This window comes from Waterburya sp. (assembly GCF_058530065.1).
In genome coordinates this window covers 1-10,265 of the sequence record NZ_JBZNBU010000165.1, presented here as the reverse complement: position 1 = coordinate 10,265, position 10,265 = coordinate 1, and the positions used below count along the sequence as shown (strand labels likewise).

Sequence of the window (10,265 nt, the reverse complement as noted above, 5' to 3'; positions counted from 1 at the left end):
TACCCAAGGTGGCGTATAAAGAAACTATCCGCAAATCTACTAATTCTCACGGTCGTTACAAACATCAAAGTGGCGGACACGGAGCTTTTGGGGATGTTTATCTCGATATTAAACCTCTATCTCGCGGAGCAGGGTTTCAATTTCACGAAACGATTGTGGGTGGGGTAGTGCCGAAACAATATATTCCTGGAGTAGAAACGGGGGTCAAGGAATATTTACAACAAGGACCTTTGGGATTTCCTGTAGTGGATGTAGATGTCACCCTCACTAATGGCTCGCACCATTCAGTAGATAGTTCGGAACAGGCTTTTAAACAAGCGGCTCGAATTGCCATGAATGAAGGGATGAGTCAATGTAGCCCAGTCTTGCTCGAACCAGTTTTGAATATTACCGTTTCCGTACCTAATGAATTTACCTCCAAAGCTTTACAGCTAATTACAGGACGCAGGGGACAAATTCTCGGTTATGAGAACGTTGCTAATTGGAAACGCTGGGATAAAATATCTGGCTATTTACCCCAAGCAGAAATGCACGATTTTATCATCGAATTGCGATCGCTCACTTTGGGAGTTGGTTTCTTTGACTGGAAATACGACCATCTTCAAGAAGTACCCGATAAGTTGGCAAACAATATTTTAACTACCAGTCAAGACAAGTAAAACAGCGTAGAAACACAATACATTACTAGATTACGTCTCTAGGAACAGGGATCGAGCTATGGGAATATTACCTGTAGCTTTTTTTATTTTTAAAACTAATAACTAATAACTAAACCCGAACTGATGTTATTCAGCGTTCGATTTCTAAACTTTCGATGCGATCGAACTGATGCGCTTCGGGCATTTCTTGACAAGCTATTAACATAGCAACTAACATAATAGCCGTAATTAAGCGATTTCCAATCGTAGCCAATTTGCCAGACACAATGCTTTAATTCTCCAACACGACCCACTGTTCCATCATGTATTATTTTTTTCAGTATTTTGTCAGTGTTATTACAGGTTTAAAATTGGCACAGTAAAATCGAAAACAAAAGATTGAAACGGTAAAAACTTTACTTTGCAAGAATATAGAGAAAACTGGCAAAAATAATTAAAATTTACTTAATATATATACATATTAAGTTTAAGAAAAGTTATTTTTAATGAATTTATCAAAACTAGACGTAAAAACTATAGACCGAGTAATAGAAATGGCTTGGGAAGATCGGACTCCTTTTAAAGCGATCGAAATACAGTTTGGTTTGAGAGAAAAAGATGTAATTGCCCTAATGCGAAAAGAAATGAAACCCTCTAGCTTTAAGATGTGGCGCAAGCGAGTTACAGGGCGTAAAACCAAGCATTTAGCAAAAAGAGACTTCGTGGCAGGAAGGTTTCGCTGCAAAGAGCAAAAATAATTAAAAAATATTCATAAAAGAGGAAAGGACATTTTAAAGCCTTTCCTTGATTCTTTAATAATAATTAATCCACCCTAGTAAAATCGCGATCGCGACTGCCGTTGCCATTATTATGATTCTGTGGGGGCATATTGTCATCATATCGATCTTGGTTATAGTAATATAGCGTCCTAATTGGATAGGGAATGCCAATACCAGCACCATCTAAAGCATCTTTAATCGCAATAATTGCTCTAGTTTGAACCTGTCTTACTTGAGGTTGTCTGGGGTGAGTCCAATAACGCACGATAAAGTCAATGGAACTATCGCCAAAACCAACTAAATCTATTTCTGGCGATTTATTATCTAAAACTCCATCAACTCTTTCAATAGTTTTTTGTAAGATATTTTTAGCCTTGGGTAGAGATGTATTATAATCTACTCCAACTGCTAGATCGGTACGACGTTTATCAAATGCCGTTCGGACTCTAACTGGACTAGTAAAAACTTCTGAGTTGGGCATTAATATTCGTTCTCCATCATAAGTGCGAATCTTGGTAGTACGAATATCTATCTGCTCTACAGTGCCTTCATAGTCCCCAATAATTATTTGGTCGTCAATCCGAAATGGTCTTTGGATCAAAATTAAGATGCCAGATAAAAAGTTTTTAAATATATCTTGAAAAGCAAAACCTACTGCCACAGAACCAAGTCCTAAGGTGGCGACAATATCTCCCAAGCGCAAACCAGGAAAAGCCACAATACTGGCAAGAACTATACCCAAAATCCAAGTAGAAATGTTGGCGGTTTTACAAAGTAGCGATCGCAATGATTTGCTTTGTAATGTTTTTCTACCTATTTTTTGAGCTATTTTGGTAGTAAATTGGGCTGCATAGCGAGTTAACATGATAATAACTAATGCAGTTAATATTCCTGGTAAAACTTTTATGCTACTACCCAATAAATCTTGGAGACTTTTAACAACTGTATCCAGTATTTGATTCATAAATAAACTTAAAAAAGAAGATGATTTTAAGAAAAAGGTAACAATCTATTTATTCTTTGGCGATTACCCAAACGGCATGAATTATACCTGGAATATAGGCTAAGATGGTTAATAAAATGTTGATTAAAAGTTGTTTGCTCACTCCTGTTTGTAAAAATACTCCCAAAGGAGGAAGAAAAATTGCACAAATTATTCTGATTAAATCCATGATTTTTATTTGACTTTAATAATAATGTTTTTACAACTTAGCTTTGGCATTTTCCCAAGCAGCATTTAACTCATTCCAAGCACTTTCAAAACCTTGTTTCATTTCTTTCCAGGCAGCTTCGCTAGATTGCTGTAATTCTTGCAATTTAAGCTGGGCTGCATCTCTTTTGGTATATAGTTGAGCCAGCCTTTCTCGATATTCTATTTTGGCATCAGCTTTTGCTAGTTCGGCTTTTAATTTTAGCTCGTCGATTTGGGTATTTAATTTCTCTAATTTTGCTTTTGCTTTTTCCTGATATACTTGCTTAGTGTCTTTTTTAACTTGCATAATCGATTACTATTTCCATACTTGCGATTAGTCACACATTATCAAAAGTAGTATGACTAAGTAATCCCACTAAGGTAATAAATTAAATGCTGTAATTTTTTTTATCTATCTAGAGATAGATATGTAAGACAACAAAGCAATTATATTTTTTGTTAAATAAATTTTTCCATCAAGTTTTAAATCTACAGAAAAAGTAACTAGAGTTAAATAGGAAACCTCTTCATCATTGTCATTGCCTCCCTGGCATTGTTAGATAGGGTGGAAGAAATATTCGGTATTTGGGGAATTTGCGATAATACATCTACAGTACGACGCAACATTCTGACGATATCTCCTTCTGCTAGACTGACACTTTCACAAAGATCGTTCCAATCCATACCTAATGCCCATTGTTCGCACAAGCCAACTAGTTCGTATTCTCGCCAGACTGGTAAACCCACTCCATGACGACGTTGTACTTGAAAAAGCCGAGTTCTAATTTCCCGAATTGAAAAAGAGTTGGTCGATTTATCCTGGTTGCGATCGCTTTGTTTTACGCCTAATACTTCTAATACTTCTTTTGGTGGGGGAAAATCGCACCATACGTCAGCACGAGGAGTTTCGGTAATTAAAGCACAGACGGTAGCAGCTAAATGATGGGGTTCTAAATATTCTAATTGTCCCGAAACGAAAATCAATGCTAACCACAACTCATTATCTCCTCTGATCGTAGCAGCAGCTTGCCCGAGAAAAGTGGGACTATATTCATCTAAAGCTTCAAATTCTTGCAACACACTAATTAGATTGAGAAATTCTTCCCAATAGTAAGATTGATTGGATTTTTGCTTTTGATATTTAATTTGAGTTCTATGAAGTTTTTCGCGCAATTGCAACCGTTTATTATGTTTCTTTAACAGACGGTTGGGGTTGTCAATTTTTTGTACGGGATGTTCGTCTATTTGTTGATTGACGGCATCTAGTCTTTGTTGTTGTTCCCTAACTTCTTCTGGGGGAGTGGGGGGAATTAAATAATTGGCAATTTGCTTAATGGCGATCGCTGTAGCTTCGTCTCCTTTGCGCCATTTGCCTAGTTTTAGGTTATCTAGGGGTGGTATCTCTATGTCTGCTATCTCTTGGGGGCTAAAAGTCCCTTCGTTGATTTCCGTAACATCGGCATTAGCCGCAATATACCAGTAATTATCCGCAGCCAAACAGAGTAAATTCATTCCTCTACCCGAACCAGGAATCTTATCTACCAATACTGCTGCCAGAGGCGAATGTACTCGAATGTGTTTGCCTTTTAAACCAATAATTCTACCAGGTTCTATCTGAGGTACTAAAGGCTTAATCTTGGCTTTAATCGTAGCTTCTGCCTGTTGTTGAAGAATTTCTAATAGTCTTTGTTCTTCTCTAGCTCTTTCTCGTAACTTTTGGTAAGTAGCTAATTGAGCAGGGGAAACCGCAGCTAATGCCACATCTAGTTTGGCTAATTCTGTAGTAATTTCAGCGATCGCTGTTTGTTCGGGAGCGAGTCTTTTCTGAGAAAGATATTCGGCAAAACTTCGCTCTAACAGTTCTTTGACTTCAGGCAAACTGTATTTTTGTAATAAATTCAAAACCATGCCATAGGAAGGAGTAAACCAACTCCGCAAAGGTTCGGCACCAGAAGTCGCCAAAAATGCTGCTTCTTTTGCCCCTTCAAAGGGCGTTTGTATCGTAACCACATGACCTACTTTATCTTTTCCCCTCCTACCAGCTCTACCAGAAATCTGCAAAAATTCCGAAGGGCTTAACATACTATGTCCCCCATCGGTGCGTTTGGAAAGAGCAGACATAACGGTAGTGCGGGCAGGCATATTAATTCCTGCTGCCAGGGTAGCGGTAGCAAAAACTATTTTGACCAACCCTTGCTCGAAGAGTTTCTCGACTAATTCTTTCCAAGCTGGTAACAATCCTGCATGGTGGGAAGCAATACCCCGCATTAGGGGTTCTATTTGTTCGATTCTCGCTATGTTGGAGCGATCGCACAAAAATTGCCACAGAAGATATTTTTGATTGGGGTTGGCATCTAAATAATCGCCTAAATTTACTTCGGCATTTTCATTATTAGCCAGATAATCTTGTAGTAATTCTTTTAATTGAGGATTTTCAACCGCAAAATAATCTAATAGAGCAGTTTGCAATTCAATATTATTGGTTAAAAAGAAATACAGCAAAATACTTTCAATTTGTCTGGCTTCGCGATCGCTTACCAAGCGCAAACCTTCAATGGTATCTACTGCCTTATCGCAACCCCGACGGCTAAAAATAATATAAATGGCAGGAAGCATATCTTTTTCCTGCAACTGTCGGACTACCTGATAAATTTTCGGACAGTCTTTGGCTTTGAGTCGTTTGGCTTTTTGACCTTTTTTCGGAGCAGATGCTCTTAGTTTCAAATCCAGTTTCGTACCATCTTGACTCAGCAAGCGGTGGATTCCCTTGCGATCGCAAAAATAGTAACGTAGAGGTACGGGACGAAAATTAGAATTAATTAACTCGCATTCATAATCTTCCTCGCGATCGGGATTGGAATTACGCACCTTAACGATCCAATCGGTCAACTCTTTGGGATTGCCAATGGTAGCCGAAAGAGCCACTAACTGTATTTGGGGCGGACAGTAAATAATTGATTCTTCCCATACCGTACCGCGAAAGCGATCGCTAATATAGTGGCATTCATCTAACACTACCGCTTCCACATTTTCTAAAGAAGTACCCAATTGTCCGATGGGAGTTTCATAAAGCATATTGCGGAAGATTTCTGTGGTCATTACCACCACCTCTGCATTGGGATTAATAATTGTATCTCCCGTCAACAAACCGATGCGTTTGGCATTTTCCGCTCCAAATTGCTCTTGAAAATCTCTAAACTTTTGGTTGGAGAGAGCTTTTAAAGGTGTAGTGTAAAAAACTCGTTTGCCATGTTTTAACGCGCGATGAATCGCAAATTCCCCAATTAAAGTTTTACCCGAACCTGTTGGCGCACAGATAACTACGGATTTTCCTGCGGAGAGGGCTGCGATCGCCTGTTTCTGAAATTCGTCTAATTTAAAGGGAAATAATTCTTCTAGATTAAACTCTGCGATGGAAGCGATTGAATTCACAAGCTGTTCTATAATTTGGACTTTGTTGTCACCAAGATCTTTCTTTCTTACTTATATTGTGACATCTTTGCCTAATTTATGACTGTTTTTTGCTGAATTCACCTAGATTAAAGGAATCTGAAAATCAGTAGTTTTACCGAATTTACTCATCTTTCGAGAAGCTAAGACTCAGCAATTTCTCGAATTAATAAAACTTTCATTCTTATATAATCAACTAAAGACTGACGTTCTGCCGAATTTAACAAAGACATACTTTCTACTTGTTTGACAATGCGATCGGCTAAATCGCGATCGCTTAATTGCAATAAAGTACTTTTGTTAACAGTATCTACTGCAACCCAGACCGCACGTATAATTGCTGATTCTATATTTGTGTTGTTCATAGACAAAATTCTAGCTTTTAATTTTCAAAAAACCAGTAAGCTTCATTACAATATCATGGTAAAAATATTAAGTTTTTTAAGATTTTTTTAATATTCTATCGATCAAAAAAGCGATTGCATTTATTTGGAGAAAAAGCGATCGCCTGAAAAACATGATTAACTAAGGACAATACAAAGTATCTTTAGTATTTCTACCAGTAGTGGGATTAGTGCCGCTAGCTCTTTGGCAAAGAGCTTTTTCGGTATTGGGATCGAGTAGTGCGTCCGTGAAGTCTGCTCCTGTAATCGTCGATTCTTGCATCATAGAATTGGTTAGATATGCCCCTTCCAATACTGCATCGGTCAAATTAGCGCGAGTCAGACGAGTCGATTCTAAACTAGCATAACGCAAATCTGCCCCTTCTAAATTAGTCCGAGACATATTCGCCCCAAAAAATCTAACTCCTATAGCTTTAGAAAAACTAAGATCGCTACCGCGAAGATTGGTATGGTCGAAACTGGCATCAGTCAAATCTTGATGGGAAAAGTCGGCATCTGTCCAAACTTGCTTGTTGTAGTCAGCACTCCAAGCGGGCATGACCAATAAAGAAAAACTTGCCATAGCTGCGATCGCTAATATAGAAAGACTAGTTAATTTAGTATAAAGCGATCGCCAAAAATTGAGTTTCATAGTTTTGGTTTAAAAATCTAACATTTTATCGATATAGAAAATATTATTAGATTTTCTGCATCCTTATCCAAAATCTGATTCCCCTAAAAATTCTCTAATTTCTTTATCTCGCAACAAACAGCTAACTTTTTTTTCCGTACTAACTTCACCATCGCTTCGATCCGATAGTACCGCAGCTACTAAAGATTTGCTGTGAGACTGGGACTCTCTTAGTTGTTTTACTTCTTTCTCCAAAGACTCGATGCGGTTCACTAGAGTACGGATAACTGCTGCTTCAGAGTCGGGTAAATTACCGTGTTCTAGAGGATTTATTTTTACTCCCGATTTGTAAACTACTCTACCAGGAATGCCCACTACAGTGCAGTTAGAAGGAACATCTTTTAAAACTACCGACCCCGCACCGATGCGAACGTTGTTGCCGATTTGAATATTACCTAAAACTTTTGCTCCACCACCGACGACTACATTTTCTCCTAGAGTTGGGTGACGTTTGCCCGATTCTTTTCCCGTACCTCCTAAAGTCACTCCTTGATAGATTAGAGAATAGTCTCCGACTATTGCTGTCTCGCCAATTACCACTCCCATGCCATGATCGATAAATACTCCCTTGCCTATTTGCGCCCCTGGATGAATCTCAATCCCTGTTAAGAAGCGGGCTAGATGGGAAATAAAGCGGGGTAAGAAAGGAATACCTACTTTATAAAGCCAATGGGCAAAACGATGGAAGAAAAGAGCTTGTAAACCTGGATAGCAAACTAGCACCTCTAGCCAATTACGGGCAGCAGGGTCGCGTTCAAAAATGATGCGAAAGTCAGCTATTAGTGAGAAAAGCATCAGGGATAGTCCTTGGTTAATTAAAGTTTGCGAGTTAACGGTTACATTTTATCGTTTTCCAGTCACTTATGAACTCTATAATTTGGCGTAAAAACCCAACAGCTAACTAGGTAGGATTAAAGTTAACTGTGATGGTTAGAGGTCAGTGGTCAGTGGTTAGAGGTCAGTGGTCAGTGGTTAGAGGTCAGTGGTCAGTGGTTAGAGGTCAGTGGTTAGGAAGCCGATGGATTTACTTTACTCTGGAAAGATTTTCGATTTCCTCGACCACTCGATTCAATTCTTCTGCCAAAGTACTAGGATGAAATTCTCGAAAGGTATCTGCCAAGCTTCTATAATACCAAAGAGTTCCTGCTTTTCCTCCACTAAAGCGTTGCCAGAGGAGATCTCCATGTATTCGTAAATCCCCTAGAATAGCGCGGGCATTATGTAATTTATCGGCATTAGAAACTAGACGTACTGAAGCAGAGGCTTTAGTTATGTGTTGAAGATAATTTTCTTTACGATCGCGCCAGGGAGGTTTGGGAGTTTCATAACTATCGCTACATCCCCAGACAATGTGGGCAACATTTGAGCCAAATTGACTTTTAATCAGAGCCAGGGTTTCCTTTCCCCCTCGGTCTTCAACGGCATCGTGAAGCATTGCAGATATAGCTTCATCTTCATTGCCACCATGTTCTAATACCAAACTGGTAACCCCCAGTAAATGGGAAATATAAGGAATATTTGTACCCTTCCGTAGCTGAGAGGAATGGAGTTCTGCTGCCAGTTTTATGGCGTTGGTAAAGCGAGCGCTTAACATTTTTATGGGTTAGTTTTTCTTTTCGATCTTATCTCCTAGTTTCTTAACATACTTTTCAAACATTTCTTCTGAAAGGCGATCGACATCTTGTTCAGGATTATAACAGCGCGATAAATAACTCAAATCCCGTTCAAATTCTCCAGTATGCCAGTTCATAACTAAAACCGTTTTCCCGCCATTGGCAGTTGGCACAATTTTTACAGGGCGATCGTTAACTGTGTAGTATTCTGCTTGAGGTAATTTAGAGCGATCGCACATTTTACTTATTGATTGATTTACTTATTGATTGATTTTAAGATCTATACTTTTAGAGTTTAGATTTTTCAAATGCTTCGTCATATAGTCTTTTAGCTTCTGAATTTAAGCGAATGATACGTTTGGCTTCATCGGTCGTCAAATCTCTTTGTTCTGCTATGGCATTCGCCTCAATGGTTCTAATTTCCTGATATATTTTGTCGCCAAACTTATATTTAACATCTAATATGTCACGTAAATGTAGCTGCATTTCTACAATGTGTCCGTTGGGCATGAGGATATTTAACAGTACGTCTCGATAGCCGTTGACGGGGCTTTCAAAGCGATTTTTAATCCGTATCACTTTCATATCTTGACGCAAGATATCCAAAGCTTCTAATACTCGATCTTCAGTTTCAAAAATTACCGAACTACGAGCTAAATCGGTAATTCTCGATACATCGCCACCATAGTCAGCAGCTATTTTTTCTATTGCACGTTCTCTGGTTTTCAAAGTTTTGGGGATTAAAGCTTCTCCCCCTAGTTGATTGGCAACTTTTGCGGTAACTTGAGACAAATATGGTTGCGCTTCGATTGCTTGTCGATATAGTTCGTCTAGATCGTTACTCGATTGTTGTAGAGGACTAGACTGCGACTGCTCGATTTTGGCTGGTTGGCGATCGCTTTTAAAATCGAAATCGACCGCTATTTTTGCCACTACCAAAGAAGAAAACAAGATAGCAGCAACAGACAGCAATATAGTCCGATATTTAATTTTATTCATATCATTTTATGTATTGTTTACCATCAGTAGGCAATCCAAACTTATAGTCATTCTAATAGGAATAAATGTTGTTCCAACTATTTTCAATATTAGCTTTTATTTGTGACTGAGATCGTTGTTTGGCTATTAATCTAAAAATACGATTAGATTACGATTAGATATAGCTGATTATGATGAATTTAAAAAATATAAAAGTTAATTTGACTCTTTTGAGCAAAGGAATAGGTATTACTGGTATTGCAATAGTAAATTCTTTTTTACCTCTGAATGTTTTAGCCCGAGATCTAAATTGTACTAATTTTTGGACGAATCCTAATACTGGTGAAAATGAATGTTTTAGCAGTGAAATGACTTTGATTGCCGAACCCCAACCAATATTACCTTTATCCCATAATTCCTCTCTTACTCCATCTATTTAGTTAGTCAAGTCTCAGTGATGGGAGAGCAACAAGAATATGTTATGGCAGCAACTGCTACCCTCGTCAATATTTCTGGAAAAGTTGTTTCTCTTTATTCTTTT

The 10,265-nt window shown here is 38.3% G+C and carries 13 protein-coding genes and 1 pseudogene; 3 read left to right on the top strand and 11 right to left on the bottom strand.

All coding sequences use genetic code 11. The features are described 5' to 3' along the window. Window positions 1-659, top strand: a pseudogene (locus AC33VI_RS10570) (elongation factor G); the annotation flags it as partial. Window positions 660-789: 130 nt separating this feature from the next. Here AC33VI_RS10570 and AC33VI_RS10565 read toward each other — a convergent pair. Continuing rightward, window positions 790-924, bottom strand: a complete 135-nt coding sequence (locus AC33VI_RS10565; protein ID WP_491782226.1) for a hypothetical protein — start codon at window positions 922-924, stop codon at window positions 790-792. A 220-nt stretch (window positions 925-1,144) separates the two neighbouring features. Here AC33VI_RS10565 and AC33VI_RS10560 point away from each other — a divergent pair, with 220 nt between their 5' ends. Further along, entirely contained in the window at window positions 1,145-1,396 is a 252-nt protein-coding gene (locus tag AC33VI_RS10560; protein ID WP_491782225.1) for a TIGR03643 family protein, read from the top strand. Window positions 1,397-1,460: 64 nt separating this feature from the next. Here the strand turns inward: AC33VI_RS10560 and AC33VI_RS10555 are convergent, their stop codons facing one another. The 10 genes from AC33VI_RS10555 to AC33VI_RS10510 form a co-directional block, all read right to left on the bottom strand. Then, entirely contained in the window at window positions 1,461-2,381 is a 921-nt protein-coding gene (locus AC33VI_RS10555; RefSeq protein ID WP_491782224.1) for a mechanosensitive ion channel family protein, read from the bottom strand. A 49-nt stretch (window positions 2,382-2,430) separates the two neighbouring features. Then, window positions 2,431-2,589: a YqaE/Pmp3 family membrane protein gene (locus AC33VI_RS10550; RefSeq protein WP_491782223.1), complete on the bottom strand. Its 159-nt coding sequence runs from the start codon at window positions 2,587-2,589 to the stop codon at window positions 2,431-2,433. A gap of 30 nt (window positions 2,590-2,619) precedes the next feature. Further along, complete coding sequence (locus AC33VI_RS10545; RefSeq protein WP_491782222.1) at window positions 2,620-2,916, bottom strand: sll1863 family stress response protein; 297 nt, start codon at window positions 2,914-2,916, stop codon at window positions 2,620-2,622. A gap of 203 nt (window positions 2,917-3,119) precedes the next feature. Continuing rightward, window positions 3,120-6,041: a DEAD/DEAH box helicase gene (locus AC33VI_RS10540; protein ID WP_491782221.1), complete on the bottom strand. Its 2,922-nt coding sequence runs from the start codon at window positions 6,039-6,041 to the stop codon at window positions 3,120-3,122. A gap of 161 nt (window positions 6,042-6,202) precedes the next feature. Then, window positions 6,203-6,424 (bottom strand): hypothetical protein, encoded by a 222-nt coding sequence (locus tag AC33VI_RS10535; RefSeq protein WP_491782220.1) that lies wholly within the window; start codon window positions 6,422-6,424, stop codon window positions 6,203-6,205. 160 nt (window positions 6,425-6,584) lie between these two features. Continuing rightward, window positions 6,585-7,094: a pentapeptide repeat-containing protein gene (locus AC33VI_RS10530; RefSeq protein WP_491782219.1), complete on the bottom strand. Its 510-nt coding sequence runs from the start codon at window positions 7,092-7,094 to the stop codon at window positions 6,585-6,587. Between the two features lie 63 nt (window positions 7,095-7,157). Then, complete coding sequence (gene cysE, locus AC33VI_RS10525) at window positions 7,158-7,928, bottom strand: serine O-acetyltransferase (protein ID WP_491782218.1); 771 nt, start codon at window positions 7,926-7,928, stop codon at window positions 7,158-7,160. A 229-nt stretch (window positions 7,929-8,157) separates the two neighbouring features. Further along, a complete protein-coding gene (locus AC33VI_RS10520) occupies window positions 8,158-8,727 on the bottom strand; it encodes an HD domain-containing protein (protein WP_491782217.1) in 570 nt (189 codons plus the stop codon). A 9-nt stretch (window positions 8,728-8,736) separates the two neighbouring features. Beyond that, the gene (locus tag AC33VI_RS10515; RefSeq protein ID WP_491782216.1) at window positions 8,737-8,985 is read right to left on the bottom strand and encodes a hypothetical protein; all 249 of its coding nucleotides are present in this window, start codon (window positions 8,983-8,985) and stop codon (window positions 8,737-8,739) included. A gap of 49 nt (window positions 8,986-9,034) precedes the next feature. Further along, entirely contained in the window at window positions 9,035-9,745 is a 711-nt protein-coding gene (locus AC33VI_RS10510) for a GTP pyrophosphokinase (RefSeq protein WP_491782215.1), read from the bottom strand. A 170-nt stretch (window positions 9,746-9,915) separates the two neighbouring features. Here AC33VI_RS10510 and AC33VI_RS10505 point away from each other — a divergent pair, with 170 nt between their 5' ends. Further along, entirely contained in the window at window positions 9,916-10,164 is a 249-nt protein-coding gene (locus AC33VI_RS10505) for a hypothetical protein (RefSeq protein WP_491782214.1), read from the top strand. The last annotated feature ends 101 nt before the right edge of the window (window positions 10,165-10,265 follow it).

Coding starts and splice junctions, on each gene's coding strand:
- cysE (WP_491782218.1), bottom strand. CDS start 7,928: ATGCTTTTCTCACTAATAGCTGACTTTCGCATCATTTTTGAACGCGAC.
- AC33VI_RS10530 (WP_491782219.1), bottom strand. CDS start 7,094: ATGAAACTCAATTTTTGGCGATCGCTTTATACTAAATTAACTAGTCTT.
- AC33VI_RS10515 (WP_491782216.1), bottom strand. CDS start 8,985: ATGTGCGATCGCTCTAAATTACCTCAAGCAGAATACTACACAGTTAAC.
- AC33VI_RS10520 (WP_491782217.1), bottom strand. CDS start 8,727: ATGTTAAGCGCTCGCTTTACCAACGCCATAAAACTGGCAGCAGAACTC.
- AC33VI_RS10555 (WP_491782224.1), bottom strand. CDS start 2,381: ATGAATCAAATACTGGATACAGTTGTTAAAAGTCTCCAAGATTTATTG.
- AC33VI_RS10510 (WP_491782215.1), bottom strand. CDS start 9,745: ATGAATAAAATTAAATATCGGACTATATTGCTGTCTGTTGCTGCTATC.
- AC33VI_RS10535 (WP_491782220.1), bottom strand. CDS start 6,424: ATGAACAACACAAATATAGAATCAGCAATTATACGTGCGGTCTGGGTT.
- AC33VI_RS10560 (WP_491782225.1), top strand. CDS start 1,145: ATGAATTTATCAAAACTAGACGTAAAAACTATAGACCGAGTAATAGAA.
- AC33VI_RS10505 (WP_491782214.1), top strand. CDS start 9,916: ATGATGAATTTAAAAAATATAAAAGTTAATTTGACTCTTTTGAGCAAA.
- AC33VI_RS10545 (WP_491782222.1), bottom strand. CDS start 2,916: ATGCAAGTTAAAAAAGACACTAAGCAAGTATATCAGGAAAAAGCAAAA.
- AC33VI_RS10550 (WP_491782223.1), bottom strand. CDS start 2,589: ATGGATTTAATCAGAATAATTTGTGCAATTTTTCTTCCTCCTTTGGGA.